The sequence below is a fragment of the Halobacillus litoralis genome, assembly GCF_020524085.2.
GTDB lineage: Bacteria > Bacillota > Bacilli > Bacillales > Halobacillaceae > Halobacillus > Halobacillus litoralis_E.
This window is the reverse complement of record NZ_CP129016.1, coordinates 1,916,165-1,942,577: the sequence shown is the minus strand read 5'-3', so window position 1 is coordinate 1,942,577 and position 26,413 is coordinate 1,916,165. Positions and strand designations below refer to the sequence as shown.

General features: G+C 41.9%; 28 protein-coding genes, 2 pseudogenes and 3 riboswitches. Of the genes and pseudogenes, 5 read left to right on the top strand and 25 right to left on the bottom strand.

Features of this window, described 5'->3' with window-relative positions; all coding sequences use genetic code 11:
- Positions 1–5: 5 nt before the first annotated feature.
- On the bottom strand, positions 6–443 hold the full coding sequence (gene hepT / locus LC065_RS09765) for a type VII toxin-antitoxin system HepT family RNase toxin (protein WP_226591813.1): 438 nt from the start codon (positions 441–443) through the stop codon (positions 6–8).
- 168 nt (positions 444–611) lie between these two features.
- Here hepT and LC065_RS09760 point away from each other — a divergent pair, with 168 nt between their 5' ends.
- Together LC065_RS09760 and LC065_RS09755 are read left to right on the top strand one after the other, a co-directional pair.
- Complete coding sequence (locus LC065_RS09760; RefSeq protein WP_226591815.1) at positions 612–875, top strand: DUF3055 domain-containing protein; 264 nt, start codon at positions 612–614, stop codon at positions 873–875.
- 55 nt (positions 876–930) lie between these two features.
- Positions 931–1,218 carry a cytosolic protein gene (locus LC065_RS09755; RefSeq protein ID WP_226591817.1) on the top strand — a complete coding sequence of 96 codons (288 nt, stop codon included), beginning with the start codon at positions 931–933 and terminating at the stop codon, positions 1,216–1,218.
- A 49-nt stretch (positions 1,219–1,267) separates the two neighbouring features.
- Here the strand turns inward: LC065_RS09755 and LC065_RS09750 are convergent, their stop codons facing one another.
- Positions 1,268–1,543 (bottom strand): YutD family protein, encoded by a 276-nt coding sequence (locus LC065_RS09750; protein ID WP_160911690.1) that lies wholly within the window; start codon positions 1,541–1,543, stop codon positions 1,268–1,270.
- A 135-nt stretch (positions 1,544–1,678) separates the two neighbouring features.
- Here LC065_RS09750 and LC065_RS09745 point away from each other — a divergent pair, with 135 nt between their 5' ends.
- Both LC065_RS09745 and LC065_RS09740 read left to right on the top strand, forming a co-directional pair.
- Positions 1,679–2,308 carry a YhcN/YlaJ family sporulation lipoprotein gene (locus LC065_RS09745; protein WP_226591819.1) on the top strand — a complete coding sequence of 210 codons (630 nt, stop codon included), beginning with the start codon at positions 1,679–1,681 and terminating at the stop codon, positions 2,306–2,308.
- A 78-nt stretch (positions 2,309–2,386) separates the two neighbouring features.
- A complete protein-coding gene (locus LC065_RS09740; RefSeq protein ID WP_371933431.1) occupies positions 2,387–3,325 on the top strand; it encodes a M23 family metallopeptidase in 939 nt (312 codons plus the stop codon).
- Between the two features lie 31 nt (positions 3,326–3,356).
- On the opposite strand, the gene LC065_RS09735 is transcribed toward LC065_RS09740, so the two are convergent.
- The 18 genes and pseudogenes from LC065_RS09735 to LC065_RS09655 form a co-directional block, all read right to left on the bottom strand.
- Positions 3,357–3,458 carry a methionine/alanine import family NSS transporter small subunit gene (locus LC065_RS09735; RefSeq protein ID WP_226591821.1) on the bottom strand — a complete coding sequence of 34 codons (102 nt, stop codon included), beginning with the start codon at positions 3,456–3,458 and terminating at the stop codon, positions 3,357–3,359.
- 1 nt (position 3,459) lies between these two features.
- A pseudogene (locus tag LC065_RS09730) lies at positions 3,460–4,987 on the bottom strand (sodium-dependent transporter).
- Between the two features lie 428 nt (positions 4,988–5,415).
- Positions 5,416–6,973, bottom strand: a pseudogene (locus tag LC065_RS09725) (Na+/H+ antiporter NhaC family protein).
- A gap of 137 nt (positions 6,974–7,110) precedes the next feature.
- Positions 7,111–7,294: riboswitch (Lysine riboswitch) on the bottom strand.
- Between the two features lie 54 nt (positions 7,295–7,348).
- Positions 7,349–8,119 (bottom strand): sporulation protein YunB, encoded by a 771-nt coding sequence (gene yunB / locus LC065_RS09720; RefSeq protein WP_146816690.1) that lies wholly within the window; start codon positions 8,117–8,119, stop codon positions 7,349–7,351.
- A gap of 50 nt (positions 8,120–8,169) precedes the next feature.
- The gene (locus LC065_RS09715) at positions 8,170–8,946 is read right to left on the bottom strand and encodes an HD-GYP domain-containing protein (protein ID WP_371933430.1); all 777 of its coding nucleotides are present in this window, start codon (positions 8,944–8,946) and stop codon (positions 8,170–8,172) included.
- Positions 8,947–9,255: a hypothetical protein gene (locus tag LC065_RS20495; RefSeq protein ID WP_371933429.1), complete on the bottom strand. Its 309-nt coding sequence runs from the start codon at positions 9,253–9,255 to the stop codon at positions 8,947–8,949.
- Between the two features lie 58 nt (positions 9,256–9,313).
- A complete protein-coding gene (locus tag LC065_RS09710; RefSeq protein ID WP_226591829.1) occupies positions 9,314–10,699 on the bottom strand; it encodes a bifunctional metallophosphatase/5'-nucleotidase in 1,386 nt (461 codons plus the stop codon).
- An 11-nt stretch (positions 10,700–10,710) separates the two neighbouring features.
- Positions 10,711–11,523: a sulfite exporter TauE/SafE family protein gene (locus tag LC065_RS09705; RefSeq protein ID WP_226591831.1), complete on the bottom strand. Its 813-nt coding sequence runs from the start codon at positions 11,521–11,523 to the stop codon at positions 10,711–10,713.
- A 770-nt stretch (positions 11,524–12,293) separates the two neighbouring features.
- The gene (gene sufB, locus LC065_RS09700; protein WP_146816698.1) at positions 12,294–13,691 is read right to left on the bottom strand and encodes a Fe-S cluster assembly protein SufB; all 1,398 of its coding nucleotides are present in this window, start codon (positions 13,689–13,691) and stop codon (positions 12,294–12,296) included.
- Positions 13,692–13,721: 30 nt separating this feature from the next.
- Positions 13,722–14,165: a Fe-S cluster assembly sulfur transfer protein SufU gene (gene sufU, locus LC065_RS09695; protein WP_226591832.1), complete on the bottom strand. Its 444-nt coding sequence runs from the start codon at positions 14,163–14,165 to the stop codon at positions 13,722–13,724.
- A complete protein-coding gene (locus LC065_RS09690) occupies positions 14,155–15,375 on the bottom strand; it encodes a cysteine desulfurase (protein WP_226591834.1) in 1,221 nt (406 codons plus the stop codon). The genes sufU and LC065_RS09690 overlap by 11 nt, the downstream gene beginning before the upstream one ends.
- The gene (gene sufD / locus LC065_RS09685) at positions 15,375–16,682 is read right to left on the bottom strand and encodes a Fe-S cluster assembly protein SufD (RefSeq protein ID WP_226591836.1); all 1,308 of its coding nucleotides are present in this window, start codon (positions 16,680–16,682) and stop codon (positions 15,375–15,377) included. Before sufD ends, LC065_RS09690 begins: the two co-directional genes overlap by 1 nt.
- 19 nt (positions 16,683–16,701) lie before the next feature.
- Positions 16,702–17,481, bottom strand: coding sequence for a Fe-S cluster assembly ATPase SufC (sufC, locus tag LC065_RS09680; protein WP_146816706.1), 780 nt, complete (start codon positions 17,479–17,481; stop codon positions 16,702–16,704).
- A gap of 242 nt (positions 17,482–17,723) precedes the next feature.
- On the bottom strand, positions 17,724–17,864 hold the full coding sequence (locus LC065_RS09675; RefSeq protein WP_226592834.1) for a YuzK family famiily protein: 141 nt from the start codon (positions 17,862–17,864) through the stop codon (positions 17,724–17,726).
- Positions 17,865–18,091: 227 nt separating this feature from the next.
- Positions 18,092–18,457: a carboxymuconolactone decarboxylase family protein gene (locus LC065_RS09670; RefSeq protein ID WP_089654166.1), complete on the bottom strand. Its 366-nt coding sequence runs from the start codon at positions 18,455–18,457 to the stop codon at positions 18,092–18,094.
- 66 nt (positions 18,458–18,523) lie between these two features.
- Positions 18,524–19,381: a MetQ/NlpA family ABC transporter substrate-binding protein gene (locus LC065_RS09665; RefSeq protein ID WP_226591838.1), complete on the bottom strand. Its 858-nt coding sequence runs from the start codon at positions 19,379–19,381 to the stop codon at positions 18,524–18,526.
- Between the two features lie 23 nt (positions 19,382–19,404).
- Positions 19,405–20,073, bottom strand: coding sequence for a methionine ABC transporter permease (locus tag LC065_RS09660; RefSeq protein ID WP_226591840.1), 669 nt, complete (start codon positions 20,071–20,073; stop codon positions 19,405–19,407).
- Complete coding sequence (locus LC065_RS09655) at positions 20,066–21,091, bottom strand: methionine ABC transporter ATP-binding protein (protein ID WP_226591842.1); 1,026 nt, start codon at positions 21,089–21,091, stop codon at positions 20,066–20,068. Before LC065_RS09655 ends, LC065_RS09660 begins: the two co-directional genes overlap by 8 nt.
- A gap of 82 nt (positions 21,092–21,173) precedes the next feature.
- A riboswitch (SAM riboswitch) is annotated at positions 21,174–21,282 on the bottom strand.
- Between the two features lie 226 nt (positions 21,283–21,508).
- Positions 21,509–21,615: riboswitch (SAM riboswitch) on the bottom strand.
- Positions 21,616–21,705: 90 nt separating this feature from the next.
- Between LC065_RS09655 and LC065_RS09650 the strand changes: the two genes are divergently transcribed.
- Positions 21,706–22,128, top strand: a complete 423-nt coding sequence (locus tag LC065_RS09650; RefSeq protein ID WP_306163929.1) for a TlpA family protein disulfide reductase — start codon at positions 21,706–21,708, stop codon at positions 22,126–22,128.
- 139 nt (positions 22,129–22,267) lie between these two features.
- On the opposite strand, the gene LC065_RS09645 is transcribed toward LC065_RS09650, so the two are convergent.
- The 5 genes from LC065_RS09645 to LC065_RS09625 all read right to left on the bottom strand — a co-directional run bounded on the left by LC065_RS09645 (position 22,268) and on the right by LC065_RS09625 (position 26,403).
- Complete coding sequence (locus tag LC065_RS09645; protein WP_226591846.1) at positions 22,268–22,579, bottom strand: thioredoxin family protein; 312 nt, start codon at positions 22,577–22,579, stop codon at positions 22,268–22,270.
- A gap of 11 nt (positions 22,580–22,590) precedes the next feature.
- Positions 22,591–22,938, bottom strand: a complete 348-nt coding sequence (locus LC065_RS09640) for a toprim domain-containing protein (RefSeq protein WP_115822662.1) — start codon at positions 22,936–22,938, stop codon at positions 22,591–22,593.
- A gap of 122 nt (positions 22,939–23,060) precedes the next feature.
- Complete coding sequence (gcvH, locus tag LC065_RS09635) at positions 23,061–23,444, bottom strand: glycine cleavage system protein GcvH (protein WP_226591847.1); 384 nt, start codon at positions 23,442–23,444, stop codon at positions 23,061–23,063.
- Between the two features lie 83 nt (positions 23,445–23,527).
- Positions 23,528–23,887, bottom strand: a complete 360-nt coding sequence (locus tag LC065_RS09630; protein WP_226591849.1) for an arsenate reductase family protein — start codon at positions 23,885–23,887, stop codon at positions 23,528–23,530.
- A gap of 734 nt (positions 23,888–24,621) precedes the next feature.
- Positions 24,622–26,403: an acyl-CoA dehydrogenase family protein gene (locus LC065_RS09625; RefSeq protein WP_226591851.1), complete on the bottom strand. Its 1,782-nt coding sequence runs from the start codon at positions 26,401–26,403 to the stop codon at positions 24,622–24,624.
- Positions 26,404–26,413: the final 10 nt, after the last annotated feature.

Here is a 26,413-nt window from a genome sequence, read left to right as displayed (position 1 = left end):
ACTCCTCAACTCTTGGAAAAGGCAGAAACAGGTCCAAGCTCATTATCCAAGTAATTACGGACTCGATTCGGAAAAGCTTTTAACGAGGCTTGTTGCTCCTGCCACACTTGTACGATCTGCTCATGGTCGACTTCCGTATATTGTTGTACAATCATTTTCCTCAGTTGAACAAATTGCTTATATGCTTCCTGCTCATCCTCAGGTAACACCTTTTCATCTGTCAGTATGTCGATGATATCTTCATAACTTCCTGGGTCTCTCATGATGAAACCATCAATCATCATGTTTCCGACGTCTATGATGGCTTCAATGTTTAAATGTGTCACCCGTTCTAAGAGTAGCTGGTCTGCAAAACGCTTGTAAGAGTGTTCCGCCAATTCCCCTTGTGTTTTTTCCATATATGATAAAATTTCTTCAATTTTTTCTCGATTCACGAAATACATCTTTGTAACCTCCTACAAAAAATGAGCTTTGTAATTCATGATACCATAAAAGACTTCCTCTCACGCTTCCTGATTTTTAGTGTCTTAATTCATAGAAATCGGGCATACTAATCCTAAAGTTTTTTCGCAGCGGATTAAATAATACAACGAATGGGAGATGATCACATCATGCAACGTCCGCTTCTGGAAGACGTCACTCAAAATACAAGCACACGTTTTGTATCGTTTACAGCAGGGAGTCACCGGTTTGAACTTGCTCTCATGAAAGCCGATTATTTTCAAAATCAAACGATGGTGATCAATTTACCAAAAAACCGTCAAGCTTTGCTTGATCATGAGAATATCAATGAAATCGGCCACTTGGAACATATGTTTCAACTCAGTGCTATCGAAGCCGAAGAATTAAGGAATTATCTTCCCGACCTTCTCTGAGAGTAGGCATAAAAAATCTCCTTCCGCAAAAAATAAAGCGGAAGGAGGTTTTTTTATGGGTAAAGAAAAACGTAAATATTCGGATTTTGCCAATGTCGAAGCCCAGCGTAATTACTTGACTCCCGAACAACTTCCAGAGGGACCTTATGGTGCACCCCGAAACAAATATGAACCTGTAACCAATGATAAAAGTGCGCCATGGACAGAGGAGCAGCGGTATTACAGCGCTTTCAACTATGAAAATAAAGGGCTCCACCAGGACCTCCCTCGCCATGAGGATGGTGCTCACCCCACGCATGATGAAACAGGTGAAAACGTGAAGCCTTCTGAGGAAGCTCATTAAATAGGTGAAATACAAAAGAAACGGCGTGCGATGATTTGCGCGCCGTTTCTTATTGACGGATTCTTTTCAGTACAAAGTAAGAACATCCAAAGTTACAGTATTCATACAAATAATCTTCAAGCGTACTGATTTTAGTATCAAACGTTGCTTTGGAATTTTGATCATCATAAAACCCTTTTAACCTTAACTGACCATAACCCCAATCCCCAACGATAAAGTCATATTTATTCAGGATATCACTAAATCGACTTTCTACTTCTTCTTGTTGAAAGCCCTCTTGATAATCCTCTAGGATATCATATGTTTTCCCAGCGAGCTCAATCATTTGTATCACCTCTATCCTATTTCAGTGTATCACATTTTTTCACATGTTAGGTAATACAACAAAAGCAAAAAGTATGTTTCCGGTAAAACTGCTCAATCTAATAATTATAAAGAGTTACATTAAGGAGGAATAATGTTGAAAAAAATATGGAATGTATTCACCCTTCTGGCCCTTGTTACACTCATCGTTTCCGGATGTCAGGAAACAAAAGAAGAGCAAGCAAAAAATATGATGGATGATGACACGTTGAATGGCAATGCGATGGATGGATATAACGAAAAGCCAAAAGATGGTCAAGTAGGTTATGTACGCTTCAACAAGGATCAATTAAATCAAGATGCTGAAGAGCACCGCGAAATTAAAGTCAATCGTGAAGAAATGGCGGATATGATCTCTAGAATGATCCTCCGTTATGATCAATTCGATGACGTAGCCACAGTAGTAACGGATAATGAGGTACTCGTTGCCTATAAAAAAGCGGATGATACAGATCGAGAATCAGCTGCTGATATGGTTCAGAAAACGGCTTATTCTTTAGTTCCGAGCTTTTACCATGTATATGTATCGGACAATCCTGCTTCTTTCGGAGATATCCAAAGCCTCAGTAACTCTACAGTGTATGATCAAGGGTATAACGATACGATCGATAGCATTATCAAAAAAATGAAAAAGTCACCACAAGGGAAAGTCGATGAGTCCAATCCTAGTCAACCGGATGTTGGACCTAATATGAATACAAAAGAAGAAACAGGCATGGAAAATTGATTTCACCCCTATTTTTCCATTCATAACAAAAGCATGCCTGCCTCATGCTATAGATATCAAAACATTGAAGGTGAGTTTATGAAATACATCGGTTCAATGATCTTATGTCTTGGCATGTGTACTCTTTTCTTCGCTGGTTCCATACATGCAGATGAAGAGAGTGATGCGCGAATGGCATTATATAAGAAAACCTCAGCCATCACAGATATTCCCTGGGAGTATTTGGCGGCGATTGATCAATATGAGAGACAAGTTCATGACGACCCCAAAGATGGCCGTGTTACTGCAATTGAAGCAGATCCGATGTTTTGGACCGGTTCTGCTGGAGAAATGCCCTCAACATTTTTTCCGGAAGGCTGGGGTTTAGATGGAAATGGTGATCAAAAGGTTCAGTTGGATAATGATGAAGACGTGTTGTATTCAATAGGCACATACTTGAAGTCTTTCGGTACTACGAGTGATGACATTAAAATTGCCTTATGGAATTATTACAAGAGAGACCTTACCGTTCAAACCATTATGAACACAGCGGGAGTATTTAAAAAATTCCAGACCGTTAATTTGACAAACCGTGACTTTCCCCTCCCTCTTCAAGCAAATTATAGTTATAGAAGCACATGGGGGGATGCTCGAGGATTTGGAGGACGGCGCATTCACGAAGGCACCGATATCTTCGCTAATTACGGTGTGCCCGTTAAATCTACAACGTATGGAGTTGTGGAGATGAAAGGGTGGAATAAGTTTGGTGGTTGGCGGATTGGGATTCGGGATATTTATAACATTTACCACTATTACGCCCATTTGCACAGTTTTTCAGAAGAAATTAAAGTAGGTGACATTGTACAACCTGGTGATGTTATTGGTTCGGTAGGAGCTTCTGGATATGGACCACCTGGAACCTCCGGAAAGTTCCCTCCCCACCTTCATTATGGCATGTATCAAGATAATGGAAAAAATGAATGGTCCTTTGACCCTTACCCATTCCTGCGAAAATGGGAAAGGATGACAAAAAATTAAAAGCGCCGCACTTTATTGTGCGACGCTTTTCTTATGATTTGGATTTTTTAACGGCATTCGTAATACTGGCAGCCAGGCCACCCCATATAACGACTATTCCGATAATCATCATTGTTACTGCACCAGCTGACATATTAGCTTACCTCCTTCTTAACTTCTTCAACGGCCTTAGAATCCCAGCGTTTCAATGTCATCAAGAAGCCGGCTACAATGGCAAATGCTGCTACAAACCAACCCCCCGAATAAAATGAAACCATCTGTATATCCTGCATAGTTCCCTGTTTCTGTATCAAATTGTTGAAGAAGGTTCGTCTTGAATAAATCAAACATCATAAATCCAAGGACGATTGGCGTGATCACACCAAGACAAATCTTCCACCATCCACCAAGATGGATATCAGATATACCGTTAGCATGAGCCTGAAAGTCATTAAGGTTACGTAAGAACCATGCTATGACGAGAACTTCTACAAGTCCGACAAATGCTACTCCGAACTGGTTAATGAAGTAATCAGCGGCATCTAGGAGATAGAGTCCACCCTGTGTTGCGAAAAGCAGGGAAATGACGGCAGCTAATCCTCCACCAAGTCCTACAGCAGCTTTCCTTGATATTCCAAATTTTTCGCTCAAGGCAGCTACATAAGTTTCAGAAATTGAAATTAATGAGGATAGTCCGGCAAGTACTAATGATGCAAAGAATAAGAAACCAAATAATCCATTCAATGCAGGAAACTCATTAATGATTTGTGGGAACACGACAAACGCAAGCCCCACGCCACCACTGACGACTTCGTTAACTGGGACGCCACTTTGAGAAGCCATGAATCCTAAAGCTCCGAAAACACCGATACCAGCAAGTAATTCGAAACTTGAGTTACCAAAGCCAGCAATGAAAGCATTGTTTGTTAAATCCGATTTCTTCGGTAGGTAGCTGGAGTACGTAATCATAATCGCAAAGGCGATGGATAAACTGAAGAAAATTTGTCCATAAGCTGCTACCCAAACGGAACTATCGGTAATAGCACTAAAATCTGGAGCAAAGAACGTCTGAAGACCTTCTGCCGCCCCCGGAAGAGTAACCGCTCGGATGACAATAATCATGAAAAGGACAATCAATGTCGGGATAAAGATTTTATTTGCTGCTTCAATACCCTTTTTGACTCCTTTGAACAGTACACCAAGTGTAATCAACCAAACGATAAGAAGTGGAATAAGAACACCAGGTACAAGGCTTCCTGTCTGACCAGGATCTACGGATAATTGCAAATAATCACTAAACAAAAAGCCTTCTGTGTCATCCCCCCAAGAAAGGTTGAATGCGAAGATACTGTATGAAATTGCCCAGGCAATAATGACAGCATAATATGTCGAAATAACAAAGGATACAAGTACTGCCCACCAGCCAAGCCATTCTGTCTTACGATTCATTCTGAAGAATGAAAGTGGTGCTGATCCTCTAAATTTGTGACCGATGGTAAATTCCATGACAAGTAGTGGTATACCTGCTGTTAATAGAGCAAATAAATAAGGAATAAAAAATGCGCCACCACCATTTTCATAAGCTACTGCCGGGAAACGCCAAATGTTACCCAAACCAATAGCTGAGCCAACGGCCGCCAGTATGAAACCGGCTCGTGTTCCCCATTGTGCACGATTTTCCATGCGAAAGACCTCCCTGAGTTAAACATCCTAGAAAAGATGTTTTTAAATTTTTATTTTTCTGATTATTCTGCTTTAAATTATAACTAGCAATGCATAGCTTGTCAAAATAATTTTAAAATTTTTAAAAATTGGAAGGTGAGATAAAAGACATGAATAAATATAACTACCATAATATGGTTTTATATTTTCAACATTTAACCATTTGATCTATATGGACGGATGGTGTAAGTCTCAAATTGAGAATTTAGTGGAGGTGCTTGGGGAGTCAGGGAATGATTCACATCTATTTACAATACCCTTTTACGTAAAAGACATGTAGCTATAATTCCGGGACAGAATTTCAAAATTATTTTTGGGAGAATGGAAACAAAAAAAGAGTATGGACGTTGGACGTTCCATACTCTCCGGAAAAACTATTCCTTCTTATTTTACTCCGTTGGTTGACTATGATTAAACTTGTGAATAATAAATGCTACAACTGTGACAATAATCAACGTCAGCAACAGTGGCAGCCAAACTCCACCAGATAGGCCTAAGATGACATAACCGATCGAAGCAGCTCCTGCCGCGATAAAAGCATAAGGAAGCTGTGTGAGTACGTGATCGATGTGGTTCGACCCTGCCCCAGTCGAGGAAAGAATCGTGGTATCTGATATCGGTGAACAATGGTCACCAAATACAGACCCAGCGAGTACGGCTGACAGTGCCGGCAGAATCAGTGTAGGATCAGATACTGCTGCAATTTCCCCTGCAATGGGAAGCATAATTCCAAAGGTTCCCCCAAGAAGTACCTGTAGATAAAGCCATAAAGCCTGACAACAGGAAAATAATCAAAGGCAGATAGGCAAGATTGATATCTGCTTGAGTAAATTGCTGGGCTAAATATTCACCAGTTTGTAGCTGGCCGATAAGATCTCCGATCATCCAGGCAAAAACCAAGATATAGATCGCTGGTAACATAGCTTTCATCCCTTGACCAAAGACAAGAGAAATTCCTGATTTAGGTTTTGGCTGACCGATATACAGAACAAGCGCAACAACTACAGAAACGACTCCGCCTGTGAACAACGATATATTAACATTTGTGTTGGCAAAGATGGAGAGAAGGTCAACATTGCCTTCCGTGTTACGCATTCCTGTGATGATCATTGTTAACACAGTTCCGACAACGAGCGCTACAATGGGCCAAATCAGATGAGAGATCTTGCCGTGATTATGCTCTTTGAACTCATCATTTAAATCACCAGGAACATCTCCCTTTTCAGGATTGTTCAATTCACCTGTTTCAATAGCTCGTTTTTCATGAACTTTCATCGGACCAAGGTCCAACCTTAAATAAATCGTTAGGAATACGAGTAACAATGCTGCAAATACATATAAGTTTGCTGGAATCATTAACACAAATGCTTCGAAAGCTTGGTACTGTGTGATTTCATTAGCAGCAAGGATACTTCCTATTGTTCCAATAATATAAGCTCCCCAGCTGGAAATCGGTGAAATAACAGTAATCGGAGCCGATGTGGAATCGATGTAATACGCCAATTTCGCCCGTGATACTTTGTATCGATCGGTTACAGGGCGCGCCACTTGTCCAACGGCTAGTGCATTGAAGTAATCATCAATAAAAATAATGATTCCAAGAAGAGCCGGTACAAGTGTTGCTCCTTTTCTCGTGCGAATACGTTCAACAGCCCAACGACCAAAGGCCCGACTTCCTCCTGAGGCAGTCATGAAGGCAGTGGTAATTCCTAGTAGAAATAGAAATGATAACAAATAAATGTTGCCCATATTCAGTGCGCCTTCACTGACGAAGATGCTTGCGAAAATTGACCAAATTAACGTCAATCCTCCGCCAATATCCATTTGAGTGAGCAGGAATGCTCCTACGATGATCCCGATTCCTAAGGACAGGATGACTTTCCTTGTCAGCAGAACAAGGATTAACATTAATACTGCTGGAATTAAAGAATAGATGGTTCCTTCCATGATTTTTCCCCTCCGTAAATCTTGATGTAACGGGAATGGAAGGCTACTGCGGATGAAAAAATGAGGAATAAAAAAAGACAATGATAGAAAATAACCTACCATCGCCTTTGTAAGTGGCAATTTGATTATCCTCCATTTCGATCAGTAGCGCCCCATGCACCCAAAAGCATGCATGACAGTGTATCTCTTGTTCAGATATACACCAGCGTCTTATAGCTTGACGAACTATAAAACACTTCGGCAAACATCCCCTTCCATCAATCATCGTCGCTTGTCTCGCTCCAATTGATTACTGATGGTGTTTGCACCTCTACCTCACCGATCTGATAAGGTCACGCATATTCAATTCTCAGTAAGTTTAACAATTCCAAGCATTTATTGCAAGGGGTCCATTGGATAAGAAAATGATGGATCCCCTTCTCCACCCATGCCACCATAGAAATTAGGTACTTTACCAAGTATTGTGGCTTGATCAATTGGAATGTTATTCGTTACGACAGTCGTTTCTGTAGAAAACGGAATAACAATCCGCACGTTCACTTCAAAATGAATGGTCAATTCAAACAGAGCTGCATTAATCCCATACTCCGTCATCTTGATATCGACTTCCGATTGAACGTCTCCAATCACTCTTAGTTGAACAGGAACTTTTGGCCCAAGGTTCGCAAGTAAACTGTTGTTCGTCGCTACCCCGATAGGAAGTTCAATTAAGGTTGCCGGCTGTTCTCCTAATTCTTCCTGTGTGCGATCGGGATCAATATTCGGCTCTAAAGACGTATCCTCCATAGGTAGCTCGCCAAGCTCCATCCTTTTTAAAAAGTTTTGAACACGTATGGTCGTATCACGAAGTGCCCGGTTTACTACGACAGAGTTCCACCCCATATAAACGATGTTTCCTTGGTTATCCTTCTCCATATTCACAAGATCATTGAATTGTAAATCTTCTGCGATCGTTTTACTGACGGCTTCATTTATGGCATCCCTAGCCAGCTGTTGAGCTTTTGTTTCAGCAATTTCAACAAGCGCCGGAGTCACACCTCGGTTAATGAACCAAAGGCTTAACGCTGTGAAAAGGGCGAAAAACAGCAGACTAAGCACAATCCTTTTTCCGATCGTGGAACCAGTAGTCGCACTCTTTTTTGGCATAGAACAACCCTCCTCATCTATCTATATGAAAGAAAAGAAGGGTTTAAGCATCAACTTACTGATGTCAGATGACAATTGGAAATCATAATATTCAATTCTTTGGACAAGTCGATGTCTCGCCCTCTCGTCCCATCTTTGTTTATTTCCCTTACTATGGGGCGATCACATACACTTGGGTTCTGTTTAACTACAATCGCTTCACGCCCATCATCGAGTTGCACAGATAATCCGTTCGGATAAACAGCGATACAACGTCTGAAAGCTTCTACCATGCGTTGATCAAATAAACAGCCAGAACCGGAATATAAAATTTCCAAGCCTTCATGAGGGAGCATGGCTTCCCGATAAACACGATTACTTGTTACAGCATCAAATACATCTGCAATAGCAAGGATTTTTCCAAATAGATGAATGTCCTCACTCTTGATACCACGTGGATACCCTGATCCATCCAGCCTCTCGTGATGCTGATAAGCGCAATGAGCAGCTAACAGGGGAATGTTTGATGACTGGCGAAGAATTTCAAAGCCTGCTTCTGTGTGAGTTTGAATACACTTGAATTCATCTTCCGTCAATCTTCCTGGTTTTAAGAGAATCTCTCTCGGTACGTTCATTTTCCCTACATCATGAAGAATCGCCCCGAGGCCGAGAGCCTCCATCTTCGGACCACTCAGGTTCAACTCTTTCCCAAGAGCAAGAGCGTACATAGTAACGTTCAGTGAGTGGGTGAAGATGTAATCATCATGTGTGAAAACATCGGACAACAAGGACATGACTTCTCCGTGATTCCGTAATTCTTTAATTAAAGAACGCACAATCCCTCGCATTTACTGGCCTGTTTCCTCTAAAACATAGCGATGATCAGATAACACAGATTGATGAATGGTGGAAAAGGACTGCTTAATAGAATGGATCGCCTTCATCCGTGTCTTTTCAGAAAGAGGAGAGTCAGCAATGATATCCGATGTTCGTCCATCTTCAATATACACGTAAGTAATATCAAAGCCTTTTAACCGGTCAATAATCCGCGGTGTAAAAGCGACACCTTGTTGAAGAAGCACTCGCCCACTTTCATTGTAAATGGTTTTAGCTAAAACAGCCCCTGGTACTAGAGAATTTGCAGCCACGACTCTCATAATAAACTCCTAACGATCCGTTATGTAAGAGAGCTACCTAAAGAGGTAGCTCTCCATGTTATGATTTAAGTGCTTCTGATAATAAATCACGCAATAGTTCCGGCATAAAATATTTCTTTGACTTGGCATAGGCGATTTCAGGAAAAAATCGGCCAAACGTAAATGTGTCAGCTGTAGCAAACTGATAGGTCCGATCATAATCAATCGGTTCACCATCAAACGTGACACGCTTTACATGTTCACCTCCATCATCATCTATGCCCAATTCTATGTCAATACCTGCAAAAACCATCTTACCGATTACTTCGCCCCTGAATCCAAAACCTTTCAGCCTTATTTCCGTAAGTTCTTTCGTATGAGCCGCTCGTATCACTTCCAGTAGCTCATCCCCTTTCAACTCCACAAGACAGGGATTCATGGGGTGTGGACATATGCGATGAATATCTTCATAAGTGATCTCTCCAGCGGATAAATGGTCGAGAAGCACACCTGCATTCAACATCGCTATATCCGCCGATGTCCATAAGCGTAATTGTTCTGTTAAGCGGTTCATAAGCGGGGTGTCTTGGAACCAAGCAATGTGCAGAGGTTCTTTGAGATAAGACACGGGAGTACCTAATTCGTGAACAGCCTTAGAACGTATCTCCTTGACTTTTTTAGTTACTTCATCATCTTTTTTCAGTTGTTCTGTTGGTATAGCATAGGCCTCTTTTTTCTCCAAATGACGGGTGTCGATGTTCCATTCAACCACAACTTCACCAAGATGCGTCCCGTGTTTTCCTGCGGCTGTCAACAAAGCACCATCAATATATTCACCATTCTTGAAGAGGTGGTGTGTATGTCCTCCGATGATTATATCAATGTCTGAATAACGCCTGGCAATTTCTTCATCTTCATTAATACCAAGGTGTGATAATAAGATAATGATATCGGTTTGATTCCTCAATTCTTCGATCATCCCATCCAGAATGTCAAATGGAGGAAGCACGTCCCATCCCAACTGCTGGTAAAACGCTTGAAATGGTGCAGTCAAGCCTAATACACCGATTTTCGTCCCATATTTGGATTCAAGAACGTGATAAGGCTTTAACCAAGCAGGTGATGAGGAACTCTTACAATCCAAGTTGGCACAAACGACACGGAAAGTCGCATGATCGTATAAGGAATGAAGATCTTCACTCGCTAAAGTAATGCCTTCATTATTACCGATCGTTGCCACATCATATCCAGCGTCGTTCAATAGCTCAACATTGCCTTTTCCCATCAACCCTTCCGCAATCGGATGGAAACGATCGACATGATCTCCATTATCAAAAAGCCAGTACTCTTCGCCTTTTTTCTCATGTTTCTTTTTCTGTTCATTAAAATACCCGACGATTTGTGGCCAATTTTCAAAGTGACTGTGCAGATCGCTTGTATAATAAAAGTATAATTTTTCCTTCATCTTCAGTCTCCTCACCCTAAACCTTGCCAAATTAAACGTATGCCAATCAATACGAGCAGTACTCTCAGGAATCTTTCCACTACCTGTCCATCAAGTCGTCGATTGACCCATGCGCCAAGCGTCCCCCCCAAGTAAGCTCCCGGAATAAACCACAGTGTATGACTCCAGTCCACATGCCCTAAAAGGACATGTGTCGCAGAGCTTGTTATGCTTGCAAAAAAAATCATGAACATAGAAGTCGCTGTCGCAATATGAGGGGGGATGTTCAATAGTAAAATCATTGCTGGCACCATTAAAGATCCTCCACCTATGCCTAATAAACCAGATAACATCCCTACGCAAAACGATAAGAGAAACCCAACCCAAAAAGGCATCCGGTATTTATACACTTTCCCGTCCACTGTTTTTTCTCTAGACATACCTGTTTTAAATAACGATTGGCCTGCTTGTCTTCTCGGAATGAAAAACAATAAAGAAACTGCAATCATAACAATTCCAAAGAAAAGGGAGAAACCATCAGTTTCAAAAAATTGATTCAGCCAGGAGCCGAAAATGCCTCCCGGAATGCTTCCACACAAAAAAACTAGCCCAATTCCCGTATCCACACGGTGGTGCTTCATATATGAGATGGCCGAAGACATCCCCGTAAAAATCATCACTACTAAAGAAATTCCAACGATCGTCTGGGGGGTCACCCAATTGAAGGAAGCATAATGATCACCTAAAAACAGGAGAACAGGAACTAAAATAACGCCTCCTCCAAGGCCTGCCACACTTCCGACCAGGGCGGTAATTAAACCGATCACAAACATAATCAAATACATATCGAATCTTCCTTAACTCTTAATAGATAATATTATAGTATCATGTTTTGTATTCATAAAACATCTTGCCTCCACTGGAGTATAAAGCAGTCCCATAAAAAATAGGTTTTTTTGAATTCTGCTGCTAATACTACATAAGCTCGCTATGGTGGAAGACTCAGTTTCGAGACTTTTGTTGAGTGGAAAGGGGCTGCGGGGAATAGCTCGCTTTCCGCGGGAGCGGGTGAGCCTCCTCGGACTTCGTCCTGCGGGGTCTCACCAAGCACTTTTTTCCCGCAGGAGTCTCGCCATTCCCCTCCGCTTTTTGACCATATAATTGGCTCGAAACCACTTTTGGAATAAGAAGTTTTCCAACTTGATGAAAGTATGAGCGTTAAACCTTCTACCTTATGTGTATTTGGATGCTGAAAGCTTGATATAGAAGGCTTTATGCTATAACAGCGGGAAAGTGGAAGACACCCCACTTAGCAAAGGGGTTCGTTTCACGCATACATCGAAAGGGGTGGTCGGGAAGCTGCGAGACTCCCGTGGGAATGGATTGGCTGGAGAGACCCCGCAGAGCTTTAGCTCGAGGAGGCTCTCCGCCATCCCCACAGGAAAGCGAGTAGCTTCCCGACCATCCCTGCCGCTTAACAAAGCAACGAACCCAGAAAAACATCTCGAAATCAAGATCCTGCCATATACTTTAATAACTACTAATAAGCATAAAATCACCAGTCCACGATGAAAAAAGCCGTGCAGATGATATCTGCACGGCTTTTTTTCTAATATTAACCGATAGAACCTTCCATCTCGAATTTGATTAGGCGGTTCATTTCTACGGCATACTCCATTGGGAGCTCTTTTGTGAATGGCTCGATGAAGCCCATAACGATCATTTCTGTAGCTTCTTCTTCAGAAAGACCACGGCTCATCAAGTAGAACAACTGCTCTTCGGACACTTTAGAAACTTTCGCTTCGTGCTCAAGAGAGATGTTCTCGTTCATGATTTCATTGTAAGGAATCGTATCGGATGTAGACTCGTTATCCATGATGAGCGTATCGCACTCAACGTTGGAACGAGCGCCTTCAGCTTTACGACCGAATTGAACAATTCCGCGATACGTTACTTTACCACCATGTTTAGAGATGGATTTAGAAACGATCGTAGAAGAAGTATTCGGTGCCAAGTGGTGCATTTTAGCACCGGCATCCTGGTGCTGTCCTTTACCAGCTAGAGCGATGGACAGTGTCATACCACGCGCTCCTTCGCCTTTAAGAAGCACGGCAGGATACTTCATCGTCAACTTGGAACCAAGGTTTCCGTCGACCCATTCCATCGTAGCGTTTGACTCTGCAACCGCACGTTTCGTTACAAGGTTATACACGTTGTTCGCCCAGTTTTGGATCGTTGTATAACGGCAATAAGCGTTATCTTTAACGAAGATTTCTACAACGGCACTATGCAGAGAGCTTGAAGAATACGTTGGTGCTGTACAGCCTTCCACGTAGTGAACAGAAGACCCTTCATCAGCAATGATCAACGTACGCTCAAATTGACCCATATTCTCAGAGTTGATACGGAAGTACGCTTGCAAAGGCGTTTCTACTTTCGTGTCCTTCGGTACATAAATGAAGGAACCTCCGGACCATACCGCAGAGTTCAGCGCTGCGAATTTGTTATCAGATGGTGGAATGACTTTACCAAAGTACTCTTTGAAAAGGTCTTCGTTCTCTTTAAGCGCAGAGTCCGTGTCCTTAAAAATAACACCCAAATCTTCAAGGTCTTTTTCCATGTTGTGATAAACGACCTCGGATTCATACTGAGCGGATACACCAGCAAGGTACTTCTGCTCGGCTTCCGGAATTCCCAGACGGTCGAATGTGTTTTTAATTTCTTCAGGGACTTCATCCCATGAACGCTCTGAACGTTCAGATGGCTTCACATAATAAGTGATGTCATCAAAATTAAGTTCAGAAAGATCGCCGCCCCACTGAGGCATCGGCATTTTATAGAATTGCTCCAAAGACTTCAACCGGAAGTCGAGCATCCATTTCGGTTCTTCTTTATAGTTGGAGATTTGTTCAACGACTTCTTTCGTCAAACCTTTTTGCGTACGGAAAATCGAAACATCTTTTTCGTGGAAACCGTATTGATACTCTCCCACTTCTGGCGCTTTTTTGGCCATGTTATATACCTCCTTTTGGTATAGAAAAGCTTAGTCTTCCTTCTCTACATCTACACCCTTTTCCATTGCTTTCCAAGCGAGCGTCGCACATTTAATACGAGCAGGGAACTTGGAAACTCCCTGCAGGGCTTCAATATCTCCAAGGTCTATATCGCCTTCGTCAATATCTTTCCCCTGCATCAGGTCAGAAAAGAGCTCAGACATTTTCAGTGCTTCGTCAACTGGCTTTCCTTTGATTGCCTGTGTCATCATGGAGGCTGAGGATAGACTGATAGAACAGCCCTCACCATCGAATTTAGCATCCTTTACCATACCATCGTCAACCAGCAATTGCAGTTGAATGCGATCCCCGCATGTAGGGTTGTTCATGTCTACAGTCATAGGGTTTCCTTCGATGGAGCCACGGTTGCGCGGATTTTTATAATGATCCATGATGACTTGACGATAAAGTGTATCCAGGTTATTAAAAGACATCGCCAAAATACTCCTTTGTTGTTTTTAATCCTGCAACAAGTCGATCAATATCTTCTTTGGTATTATACAAGTAAAAACTTGCTCTTGCCGTCGCTGAAACTTCCAACCAACGCATCAATGGCTGCGCGCAATGATGTCCTGCACGTACAGCAATTCCCTCAGCGTCCAAGACCGTCGCAAGATCGTGAGGGTGGACATCTGAAAGATTGAAAGTGACAAGTCCCGCCCGATGCTCTGGACCATATATGGTCATGCCATCGACTTTATTCATTTCCTGCATGGCGTAAGAAGCAAGCTTCTCTTCATGCTCTTTAATTTCATCCAAACCGATATCAGTAAGGAAATCAATGGCTGCACCGAGGCCGACAGCTCCAGCTATGATGGGCGTACCGCCTTCAAACTTCCACGGAAGCTCTTTCCATGTCGAATCATAAAGGTTAACGAAATCAATCATTTCTCCACCAAACTCGACAGGTTCCATTTTTTCAAGGAGCGCTTTCTTGCCATATAGAACTCCGATTCCAGTTGGACCGCACATCTTATGACCTGAAAACGCATAAAAATCAGCATCCAAGTCTTGTACATCAATCTTCATGTGAGGAGCACTTTGAGCTCCATCAACAAGCATCACAGCTCCTTGGTTATGAGCAATTTGCGCAATCTCTTTCACCGGATTGATCGTTCCAAGAACATTCGATACATGCATAACGGCAACAATTTTCGTTTTCGATGTTACTGTCTTCTGAACATCTTCTAAATGAATCGTGCCATCAGGTTGCAACGGGATATATTTCAAAGTAGCACCCGTTTCTTTAACAATCTGCTGCCATGGAATAATATTGCTGTGGTGTTCCATAGGGGTGATGACAACCTCATCACCTTCACTCAAGTTCGCGCGGCCATAGCTTGCTGCTACGGTATTGATGGCGGTTGTTGTCCCACGTGTAAAGATGACTTCTTGGGTACTGGACGCATTAATAAAGCGTCTCACTTTCTCCCGTGCCCCTTCGTACTCGTCTGTCGCTTTTGTACCAAGCGTGTGTACACCTCGATGGACATTGGAGTTGTAACCACGATAGTATTCATCAAGCTTTTCAATCACCTTTATCGGTTTCTGAGAAGTCGCTGATGAATCCAAATACACGAGCGGATGTCCATTAACTTCTTGATGCAGAATAGGAAATTCGTCGCGTACCGCTTTTACATCCATTAATATACTTTCCTTTCAATTACCTGCTGCAACTGGCGTTTCACAGCTTCTACAGGTAATTGGTTTACTACTGGTGCTAGGAAACCATGGATAATCAATCGCTCGGCTTCGAACTTGGAAATTCCACGGCTCATCAAGTAATACAATTGAATCGGGTCAACACGTCCAACCGAAGCGGCGTGTCCCGCTGTTACATCATCTTCATCAATGAGAAGGATTGGGTTCGCATCACCACGTGCGTCACTGCTCAGCATAAGAACACGTGATTCCTGTTCGGCATTAGACTTGCTTGCCCCATGTTCAATCTTACCGATTCCGTTGAAAATAGCAGACGCTTTATCCTTCATCACCCCGTGTTGAAGAATGTAACCGTCAGAGCCTTTTCCGAAGTGCGTGATGTTAGCTGTAAAGTTTTGTTTCTGTTTTCCACGTCCAATAGCAACTGTTTTCGCATTGGAGTGTGAGTTGTCACCAATCAAGTGTGTGATGTTCTCAGAAACGGTGTCGCCTTCGTTCATTTGTCCAAGCGCCCATTCAATAACAGAATCACGATAAGCAACTCCACGGCGATTGGCATAAACTGTCGTGCCTGCTTCAAAGTTGTCGACCGCACCGAAGGATACTTTTGCTCCATCTTTAGCGATAACCTCTGTCACAATGTTCGCGGAAGTCTTCTCTTCTTTATTGTGAGAAATATGGTTCTCTACATATGTCACGGAACTATTCTCTTCGGCCACGACTAAAATGTGGTTGATCAAGGAAGCCTTTGGATTTTCCTGCCAGAAAATCGCCTGAATAGGATCTTCTATTTGCACATTCTTTGGAACGTAAAGGAAAATTCCTCCGTTCATAAGAGCTGCGTGAAGAGCAGTCAAACGGTGCTCATCCATGTGAACGGCATCGTTCATGTAATACTTCTCTACCAATTCACTATGCTCTCTAAGTGCTGTGCCGATATCTGTGAAAATGACACCTTGGTCTTTCAATTTTTGATCAATGGTTCCGTAAGCCACAGTATGGTTACGCTGGATGACCAGGTTTTGCTGTTCTTTCTCTTCATCTAAAAAATCTTTGATTTCAACTGGAAGTTCATCAAGGGATTCAATACGATCACCCGTTACGTGATGTTCGAACTCTGTGAAGTTCCATTTGGAGATATTCGTTTTATCTGGTTTCGGAAGTTGTAGAGATTCCGATTTCTCCAGGGCGCTAAGACGAAGGTTCTTCATCCATTCAGGCTCATTCTGCCCTTGGGAGAATTGTGAGATGTACTCTTTGTCATATGGTAGTGAGACTTCTACTGTCATGGTTACCCTCCTATCTTAATTACGCGTTAACGGTTTCGTCTTCGATGCCAAGTTCCTGTTTAATCCAATCATAACCTTCCGCTTCTAGACGCTGGGAAAGTTCTGGTCCACCAGATTTGACAACACGTCCTTGCATCATAACGTGTACTTTATCAGGAGTAATGTAGTTCAATAGACGCTGGTAGTGAGTGATGATTAAGCAACCGAAAGCATCGTTACGCATTTCGTTAATTCCTTTTGCAACTACTTTCAGTGCATCAATATCAAGTCCTGAATCAATTTCATCCAAGATGGCAATTGCTGGTTGAATCATCATTAACTGTAGGATTTCATTACGTTTCTTCTCACCGCCGGAGAAACCTTCGTTTAGGTAACGCTGAGCCATATTTTTATCCATATCAAGTGTGTCCATCTTCGCATCCATCTCTTTAATGAATTTCATAAGAGAGATTTCATCGCCTTCTTCACGGTGTGCGTTAACAGAAGAACGTAAGAAGTCAGAGTTTGTTACACCACTGATTTCACTAGGATATTGCATAGCTAGGAATAGACCTGCTTGAGCTCGCTCGTCCACTTCCATTTCAAGAACGTTTTCGCCATCAAGCAATACTTCACCTTTTGTCACTTCATATTTAGGGTGACCCATGATTGCGGAAGCTAGTGTGGATTTACCAGTTCCGTTCGGTCCCATAACAGCGTGGAATTCCCCACCGTTGATTGTTAAATTAACACCTTTAAGGATTTCTTGACCTTCGATTTCTACGTGAAGATCTTTGATTTCTAAAGTTGATCCTGCCATAAATGAATACCTCCAGTATCTATTTTTATAGAATGTCCAAGTTAATCGGAAACAAAGAACTATTCTCAATTTATTCTCATTACAATCTTATATCATTTAGTGCTTGTTATCAACTTTTTCCCACTAGCTGACGCCAAGGAAATGACCATGCAACAAACAAATTTCTACATTTTTCATGTGTATTATAACATGAAAAAATCAGGTGGCTAAACACACCTGATTTTTTCATTTCATCTTATTTATTATCTATGCAATTGACGGTCGACCTGGGCAAACATTTTCTGACTCTTTTCGAATTCACGTTGGCGTTTTTCCTCTACTTTCAAGCGTGTATCCAACTTTCTGCTGTACTCCGCATAACTCATGTTATGAGATTGGTGCATGGCTTTCTCCATATCAGCAGTGTAATTCAAGTTCAGATCGTCACTAATAACGAATCAATCCTTTCAGATTATTTACACAATTTAAAGTACCACAATTCTTATACCCAAATAAAACCTCTTGAAACTTTAAATTCATGCAAAACAAATCCTCTTCGTTAATGTAAGCGTTTACCCCGGGCGAGTATATAGAATACATTCGATTTCCTTGAATTTTCTAATTATTTAATTTAATTGACCGTAGTCGTCAAATCCATGTATGCATCCTGTACAAGTGTGACGGCCTGACTTAAAGCCGCTCCCCCTCCAAATGCAGCTGCAACACCACAAGCTTCCAATATTTCCTTTTCTGTTGCGCCCTGATCGACACAGCCTTTCGTGTGATAGATCATACAATACTCATCCTGTGCAACAATGCTGATTCCTAATGCCATCAATTGCTTCTCTTTTTTAGATAGTTCTCCAGCTTTAAAACATTCTTGTGTAAATTCATCGAACTTATGAGAAACTTCCGGCATGTGCTCTCTGAAGGCTCCCATTCCTTCTTTATAATCATGTAAATACGTTTGCGTCCACGTCATATTTTGCTCCTGCATATGAAAACCTCCCAATAAAAATAAGTGACTGCGGTTAGTATAAACCGCAGTCACCCATTTTATCCGTTATTCAGCATCACTTGATACCGGCACAACAGCACCGTCATATTCTTCTTTTATGAAGTTCACGATCTCTTCAGAACGAAGAACTTCTACAAGTGTATTCAATGCTTCATTGTCTTTATCTTCACTATTAGCAGCAACAACGTTCACGTAAGGAGAATCAGATTCCTCCAGAATAATTGAATCTTCGCTAGGAGACAGTCCCGCTTCAATGGCATAGTTCGTATTGATCGCTACAAGCACGTCTTCTTCACGTTGATAAACTTGTGGAAGGTTAGCTGCATCTACTCCTGTATCGAATTCGATGTTTTTAGGATTTTCTACAATATCCTGTACGGTAGCATCTACTTTTTCAACGCTTTCATCCAATTTAATCAGTCCCTCTTTTTCTAAGAGCGATAGAATTCGACCGTGAGTGGAGACCGAACGACTCATTACTAGTGTCGTACCTTCTTCAACGTCTTCCAGGCTTTCATACTTTTGAGAATAAACTCCGATAGGCTCAATATGGATACCCCCAAGGTTGGCAAAGTCATACCCTTTCTCTTCCTCTTGGATCTCCATATAAGGGATCGTTTGGAAATAGTTCGCGTCAATACGGCCTTCATCTAAGTCTTGGTTCGGTAAAATGTAATCCTGATATTCTTCAATCTCTAACGTAATGCCCTCTTCTTCAAGCAAAGGTTTTGCTTTTTCAAGGACTTCAGCATGAGGAACACTGGTAGCTCCTACCTTTATCTCTTTGGTTCCACCTTCTTCACCTTCAGATCCTGATGTATTTTCATCCTCACTCGATGATCCGCAAGCTGCGAGAACAACGATAAGCAAAGCAGCAATTAAACTTGTCCAGATTTTTTTCATTTTCATTCTCTCCCTTTTATTTTTTATCTTTTATCCAATTTCCGTGAGATGGCATCTCCGATGAATTGGAATATAAACACAATGAATATGATTAAGATGGTACAAATGAATACAACATCAAAGTTACTTCTTTGGAACCCGTAGAAATAGGCAAAATCTCCAAGACCACCAGATCCGATTGCACCGGCTACTGCGGTATATCCAATTAATGCGATAGCTGTTACGGTAATCCCTGATATTAGAGCTGGCATCGATTCTGGAAGCAATACTTTGAAAATGATGGTGGAATACTTCGCCCCCATTGATTTTGCTGCTTCCACGACACCTTTATCAACTTCTTTCAAAGCAATTTCCACCAGACGGGCATAAAATGGCGCCCCCCCAATAATCAGTGCAGGTAATGCTGCTTGCGGTCCTCGAATGGTCCCCAACAGAAAATCAGTAAACGGGAACAATAACAATATAAGAATGATAAAAGGGATCGCTCTAAATACGTTAACGATGGAAGCAGTGATCCAATTCAACGTTTTATTTGACCAAATCCCACCGGGCCCAGTCAAGTAAAGGAGGAGCCCCAAAAGCAAACCTAAAACGAATGTCCCAGCGACAGAAACCAGCGTCATATAAAGGGTTTCGTTTGTAGCTGTAATCATGTCTTCCATTCTTACGTTCGGAAACCATTGATTAAACATGTGGATTCACCTCCACTTCTACAGATGTTGATTCAATATATTCAATGGCACGTTGGACTTCTGTTTGATCTCCGTCAAACTGAACAAACATTGTCCCATACGCCCCCTTCTGTGTCTGGGTAATCTTTCCATGAAGAATATTGACATCCACTTCAAACTTCCTTGATAAATCACTAATTAATGCCTGATTTGTACTTTCTCCCACAAAGTGAAGACGTATGATTTCTCCGGACCGATAATTATCTTTGATCACCTGCAGGGACGTCTCTTTTTCCGGGTCCCCCATTACTTGATCCACAAACTTCTTCGTAACCGGTTTTTGAGGATGAAGAAAGACATCCAGCACTTCTCCTTGTTCAACAATCTTTCCATCTTCCATAACCGCCACCTGATGACAAATTTTGCGAATGACGTGCATTTCATGTGTAATGAGAACAATCGTAAGTCCGAGCTTTTCGTTGATATCCACCAGAAGATCAAGAATCGAATCCGTCGTCTCAGGGTCCAACGCGGATGTGGCTTCATCACATAAAAGAACTTTAGGGTTGTTTGCGAGCGCTCTGGCTATTCCCACTCTTTGCTTCTGTCCACCGCTCAATTGGGATGGATAAGAACCCCCTCGGCCTTTTAACCCCACCAATTCTATCAATTCATCGACACGTTTTTGCCTTTCTGCTTTTGGGATCCCTGCAATTTCTAAAGGAAAAGCGATGTTATCATGAACGGTTCGTGACCAGAGCAAATTGAAATGCTGGAAGATCATTCCGATTTCTTGTCTGGCCAACCTTAATTTCCCTTTGCTTAAAGACGTAAGTTCCTGTTCATCGACAAGAACACTTCCTTCTGTGGGATCTTCCAACCGGTTCAGTAAACGAATGAATGTACTTTTACCGGCCCCACTATAGCCGATGACCCCATAAATTTCTCCTTTGTTAATATTAAGACTTAAATCATCCACTGCGCGTACATCCTGATCTTTCGTGTGGAATATCTTAGATAGTCCTTTAATTTTAATCATGCTGTTTCCCTCCACTTCCAAAAAAAACGCCATTCTGTCTTGAGAACAGAATGGCGTTTTTATTCATACCTAAAAATCTGTTCTCTCATCTGTCAAAGCTTTATACTTTGCAGGATTTGGCACCTGAGCAAAACAGTATTGCCGGTTGCCGGGCATCATCGGGCCAGTCCCTCCGCCACTCTGGATAAGAGATTTTAATCTATTAATTTATTATTGCTTTAACTCGTTTAAGTAGTACAAAGAGGATTTTAGCACCGTACGAATTTTGTGTCAACTCATAAACAGATTGTTCAGAAAAATAAAATCCACATGCACTAAAAAAATCCTTACATCATCCACACAAAACATCCAATACTCCATCAATTTAAACAATAAAAAAATCCCTTCTTTAATAGAAGAGATTTGTCGTTTTTACATTTCTCATCTATCAAAGTCATAAGACTTCGCAGGAATTAGCACCGTGCAGTGTACCTGCCGGTTGCCGGGCATCGTAGGGCCAGTCCCTCCGCCACTCTGGATAAGTGAAGATGTCGATATGAAATTAATAATTATGTTAGCATGGGGAATAGATGAGCGTCAATCCATAACCTTCGATAAATAAAAGGAGAATGACCTTGAGTAAACAAGCCCCTTTATTTGAACTACCTTATATTAACGACCACTCTTCTATTTATAAACTTGAGGAAGACTTAGGGAAAGTTATTGTCTTGACCTTTTGGGCTTCATGGTGTCCCGATTGTGGAAAAGACTTACCTATGAAAGAACAACTGTACAAAACGATGGACCATGACAAAGTAAAAATGATGACGATCAATGTAACTGGAAGGGAGCGGAATATAGAGGAAAGCATTGAATTCAACGAAAAGTTTTTAACACAACCTACTCTTTCTGATGATGGATGCTCCGTTTATGACCTCTACAATTGTCATGGTGTTCCTTCCACCATCATCATTGATCAACAAGGAGATATCCATGCTAATTTTGGCGATCAGGCCTCTTTTTTAGATATTGTTAGCAAATTAGGAGAAATCGTATAATTCTCATAAAAAAGAGAGCCAAGGCGTTGCAACGCCTTGGCTCTCTTTTTTATTATTGAATAACTTCCACATCTCACTTAAGTATTAAAGAGAATTTTTCAATTCTACACTAGCGGTCATTTCCTGGGAAATATAAACACTATTCAACAAAATTGACTACTTTCTCATACATATAGGAAACAGAGTGAAACGCATAAATCTTTTCTTCTACCTCTCCTCCACTGGTCACTAGAAGACACGGAACACTTTTTATCTTATAATGCTGCATCCACTCGGGGTGTAGAGAAGCATTCATTTCCATAAAAACTTCTCTATTAAAAACAGCTTCAAGTGTTGTAAGCATTTGACGTGCTAAATGACAAGTTGCACAAAAAGGGCTGTGAACGAATATGAGGGTCCTTTGTGGAGTATTGAAGAGCTTCTTTACTTCTGTTGTTTTTATTTCCTGCAAAAGTCTTCCTCCTAAATTAAATAGATCGACTTTACATTGAAATGTCTACTAAGTAAGGCTCTTGCCAATTCAGGTTCCGGGGTAGCTGCCACTTCCCTGAAAGCCTTATCTATATAGATATGCTCGGCGTGAGGAAGCTCTTCAGTCAATTGTTTTCTTAATTTGTAGCCAGAGTCATCTTCATCTACTAAAATATACACTGTTCGATCATCTAAGTTATGATCAAATATCATTTCTTCCATGCGCTCGATTCCTAAAGTACCATGGGTGCAGATGATTTCAATCTCTTCATCAAGAACTTTATTCAATTTCTTCTTGTCCGTGATTCCTTCAACAATGACGATTCGTTCTCCATCCATCTTCATCACCTACTATATAGAAACAGACCATGCCAATCAGGCATGGTCTGAACATGATTAAGATCAAACGCGATCATGTCAGACAAGGTTTCTTAAAGCCCTGCCTGTCCAATGCACTTTTATTAGTCTTCATCGATCATGGCTTCATATTCTTCCGGAGTCATTAAGTCGTTGATTTGAGAGTTGTTACTTGGTTCAACAACAACCATCCATGCTTTATCGTAAGGGGATTCATTTACAAACTCCGGACTGTCTTCCAGGTCTTCGTTTACTTCTACAACTGTACCACTAAGAGGGGCATAAAGTTCAGAAACTGTCTTGACAGATTCTACGCTGCCAAATGGCTCATCCGCTTCTAGTTCATCCCCAACTTCAGGAAGTTCTACGAATACGATATCTCCAAGTTCTGATTGCGCAAATTCAGTAATGCCGACTCTAACCTTCTCCCCTTCTTCTTTCACCCATTCGTGTTCTTCAGAATAACGCAGATCTTTAGGTACGCTCATTTTAATTACCTCCAAAAAAATAATTATAGTTTAAAAACTAATATAAACATAAAAGCTATAGGCTTCTATTCCCAATAATGTGCTCACTGAGCCCAAACGTTTTCAAACTCTTCCTGCTTGAACCCTACCGTTGTTTTTTCACCATCAGTAAGGATGGGCCGCTTAATCAGCATCCCATCAGATGCAAGCCACTCCATCATTTCGGCTTCCTCTGCTTCTTTTAGCTTTTCCTTCATATTCAGTTCTCTATACTTTTTCCCACTAGTGTTAAAGAATTTCTTTACAGGCTTGTCACTAGTAGCAACAAAGCTTCTCAACTGTTCTTCTGAGGGGGTATTATCGACAATATGTACAGATTCGTAGTCAATCCCTTCCTCATCCAACCACTTTTTAGCTTTTTTACATGTACCGCAATTCGGGTACCAATAGAAGGTTAAAGACATCTACACACCCTCCTTCATTCTTATTGTCTAATATTTTATCATAACGAAGGTAAAGATTTCATTTATTTCTAAGATTGTCTTCATATTCACCCAAAGCTCTTCCATAATCGCTTTGTTGAAGACTCAGTTTCGAGATGTTTTCAGGCTTCGTTGCCCTGGTTGAGCGTTAGGGGTGGCTGGGAAGCTACTCGCTTTCCTGTGGGGGAGCGCCGAGCTTCCTCGGACTACGTCCTGCGGGATCTCGCCTATCTCCTTCTCCCACGGGAGTCTCGCAGCTTCCCAACCACCCCATCTCATTGAAGGAAAAACGAACCCCTGTATCGAGAAGTATGGCTCCCACTCGTCTCTCCTAAGCAGGCATAAAGCGCTCTGTATCAAGCATTTACGTTCTAAATGCCCACTAGGATGAGTTGATATTATCCACTTCCCTCACGATACAAGCTGATTTTTCCAGTAGTGGTTTCGAGAATTTTCCACGATAAAGGGGCGGAGGGGAATGGCGAGACTCCTGCGGGAAAAAAGTGCATGGTGAGACCCCACAGGACGCAGTCCGAGGAGGCTCACCGCGCTCCCGCGGAAAGCGAGTTATTCCCCGCAGTCCCACCCACTCAATAAAAGTCTCGAAACTAAGTCTTCAAGTATCCTGCCATATTGTTTAAGAAGAGGGAAAAACAAAGGCCTGCACCTTCGCGTTTTCGAAAGTGCAGGCCCTGTATCACATTCAATCAAAAAGTTTAGACCGTGTATTTTTCGGCTTCGATCAATGTTTTGGCGATTTCACGCTTCTTAGGAATAACATTCGTCGGTGTATGGCGTGTCAGTTTACGCAGGGCACCGAGCATCATTCTTAAGGAATCCCCGGACTCCGCTGCAATTAATGTTTCTTTCGCATGTCCTTCAATACGGTTAAAGGCTTCCTGCACATACACTTGCGTATAAAGAAGTTTTTGTTTGTTCTTCTCTTCTCCTGATTTGTTGATCGCTTTTTCAGTACGAAGAACGGCAGATTCCATGTTATAAATCTCGCCTACCATATCAGCGATATTTACAAGGAGTTCTTGTTCATTTTCCAGTTTTTCTCCGTATTTCTGTGCGGCAAGACCTGCGGAAAGGAGGCCAATCTTCTTCGCATTTTTCAGCAAATATTTCTCTTGTTCCAGTACTTCTACACCTGGTTCTTCCGGCATCATCATCATGATTTCTTCTTGAAGGGCTTGCGCTTGCTGAAGGAGAGGCAACTCGCCTTTCATCGCTTTCTTCAACAATGTACCCGGGACGATCATGCGGTTGATTTCGTTCGTCCCTTCAAAAATTCTGTTAATTCGGGAATCACGATACATTCTTTCCACTTCATATTCAGCCATGAACCCGTATCCACCATGGATTTGTACCGCTTCGTCAACGGCAAAGTCAAGGAGTTCTGTACCGAACACTTTGTTCAGTGAACATTCGATTGCATATTCTGCAATTACTTTAGCAACGGCAGCGCCATCTTTCAGCTCTTCGTCAGACAATTTACCCATGCTTTGTTCGAATAACCCTACCGTACGATATACGGAGCTTTCATTCGCATAGGTGTTGGCTGCTACGGAACCAATCTTTTCCTGAATCAATGGAAAGCTTGCAATTGGAGTCTTGAACTGTTTACGGTCCTTTGCATACTTGACAGAAAGTTCAATTGCTCGCTTAGATCCCCCTACTCCACCAATAGCGAGCTTATAACGACCAACGTTTAAAATGTTGAATGCGATGACATGCCCGCGGCCAACTTCCCCAAGAACATTTTCAACAGGGACTTCAGCATCTTCTAGAATCAATGTACGAGTGGAAGAACTCTTGATCCCCATCTTCTTCTCTTCAGGTCCTGTAGATACTCCTGGGTAATCACGCTCCACGATAAAAGCAGTAAACTTATCGCCGTCGATTTTTGCATATACAACAAAGACGTCAGCGAAAGCAGAGTTGGTAATCCACTGTTTCTCACCGTTTAAAACATAATGAGTACCTGCATCATTTAACTTGGCTGTCGTTTTCGCTCCAAGCGCGTCAGAACCTGAACCAGGCTCTGTCAGAGCATAAGCTGCAATCTTCTCCCCTGTCGCAAGGAGGGGAAGATACTTTTGTTTCTGGTCTTCATTACCAAAGAAAACAATCGGCAGCGATCCGATTCCTACGTGAGCACCATGAGTAACGGAAAAGCCTCCCGCACGAGAAAACTTTTCAGTGATTAGTGAAGAGCTGATTTTATCTAACTGCAATCCACCGTACTCTTCTGGTACATCGGCACCCAACAATCCCAACTCACCTGCTTGTTTAAGTAAGGCAACGGAATGCTCGAACTCATGGTTTTCGAGATTTTCGATCTTTGGAACAACCTCACCAAGGACAAAATCCTCCGCCGTTTTCGCAATCATTAAATGTTCATCAGTGAAGTCTTCCGGAGTAATAACATCCTCTGCAGCCAAATCTTCAACAATAAATCCTCCGCCTTTAATCATCTCTTTTAAATCGCTCATCTTTCTGTTC

Excerpts from the sequence above, each read along its gene's own strand:
- LC065_RS09640 (WP_115822662.1), bottom strand. The coding sequence starts at position 22,938 with ATGGATGGAGAACGAATCGTCATTGTTGAAGGAATCACGGACAAGAAG.
- sufU (WP_226591832.1), bottom strand. The coding sequence starts at position 14,165 with ATGTCTTTTAATAACCTGGATACACTTTATCGTCAAGTCATCATGGAT.
- LC065_RS09670 (WP_089654166.1), bottom strand. The coding sequence starts at position 18,457 with ATGCAGGAGCAAAATATGACGTGGACGCAAACGTATTTACATGATTAT.
- LC065_RS09710 (WP_226591829.1), bottom strand. The coding sequence starts at position 10,699 with ATGAAGGAAAAATTATACTTTTATTATACAAGCGATCTGCACAGTCAC.
- LC065_RS09735 (WP_226591821.1), bottom strand. The coding sequence starts at position 3,458 with ATGTCAGCTGGTGCAGTAACAATGATGATTATCGGAATAGTCGTTATA.
- LC065_RS09705 (WP_226591831.1), bottom strand. The coding sequence starts at position 11,523 with ATGTATTTGATTATGTTTGTGATCGGTTTAATTACCGCCCTGGTCGGA.
- LC065_RS09690 (WP_226591834.1), bottom strand. The coding sequence starts at position 15,375 with ATGGATGTAAAAGCGGTACGCGACGAATTTCCTATTCTGCATCAAGAA.
- LC065_RS09625 (WP_226591851.1), bottom strand. The coding sequence starts at position 26,403 with ATGAGCGATTTAAAAGAGATGATTAAAGGCGGAGGATTTATTGTTGAA.
- LC065_RS09655 (WP_226591842.1), bottom strand. The coding sequence starts at position 21,091 with ATGATTAAAATTAAAGGACTATCTAAGATATTCCACACGAAAGATCAG.
- LC065_RS09630 (WP_226591849.1), bottom strand. The coding sequence starts at position 23,887 with ATGTCTTTAACCTTCTATTGGTACCCGAATTGCGGTACATGTAAAAAA.
- sufC (WP_146816706.1), bottom strand. The coding sequence starts at position 17,481 with ATGGCAGGATCAACTTTAGAAATCAAAGATCTTCACGTAGAAATCGAA.
- LC065_RS09660 (WP_226591840.1), bottom strand. The coding sequence starts at position 20,073 with ATGTTTAATCAATGGTTTCCGAACGTAAGAATGGAAGACATGATTACA.
- gcvH (WP_226591847.1), bottom strand. The coding sequence starts at position 23,444 with ATGAGCGTACCTAAAGATCTGCGTTATTCTGAAGAACACGAATGGGTG.
- LC065_RS09740 (WP_371933431.1), top strand. The coding sequence starts at position 2,387 with ATGAAATACATCGGTTCAATGATCTTATGTCTTGGCATGTGTACTCTT.
- LC065_RS20495 (WP_371933429.1), bottom strand. The coding sequence starts at position 9,255 with ATGAGAGTCGTGGCTGCAAATTCTCTAGTACCAGGGGCTGTTTTAGCT.
- LC065_RS09715 (WP_371933430.1), bottom strand. The coding sequence starts at position 8,946 with ATGCGAGGGATTGTGCGTTCTTTAATTAAAGAATTACGGAATCACGGA.
- LC065_RS09760 (WP_226591815.1), top strand. The coding sequence starts at position 612 with ATGCAACGTCCGCTTCTGGAAGACGTCACTCAAAATACAAGCACACGT.
- hepT (WP_226591813.1), bottom strand. The coding sequence starts at position 443 with ATGTATTTCGTGAATCGAGAAAAAATTGAAGAAATTTTATCATATATG.
- yunB (WP_146816690.1), bottom strand. The coding sequence starts at position 8,119 with ATGCCAAAAAAGAGTGCGACTACTGGTTCCACGATCGGAAAAAGGATT.
- LC065_RS09675 (WP_226592834.1), bottom strand. The coding sequence starts at position 17,864 with ATGCACCAATCTCATAACATGAGTTATGCGGAGTACAGCAGAAAGTTG.
- LC065_RS09665 (WP_226591838.1), bottom strand. The coding sequence starts at position 19,381 with ATGAAAAAAATCTGGACAAGTTTAATTGCTGCTTTGCTTATCGTTGTT.
- sufD (WP_226591836.1), bottom strand. The coding sequence starts at position 16,682 with ATGACAGTAGAAGTCTCACTACCATATGACAAAGAGTACATCTCACAA.
- LC065_RS09755 (WP_226591817.1), top strand. The coding sequence starts at position 931 with ATGGGTAAAGAAAAACGTAAATATTCGGATTTTGCCAATGTCGAAGCC.
- sufB (WP_146816698.1), bottom strand. The coding sequence starts at position 13,691 with ATGGCCAAAAAAGCGCCAGAAGTGGGAGAGTATCAATACGGTTTCCAC.
- LC065_RS09750 (WP_160911690.1), bottom strand. The coding sequence starts at position 1,543 with ATGATTGAGCTCGCTGGGAAAACATATGATATCCTAGAGGATTATCAA.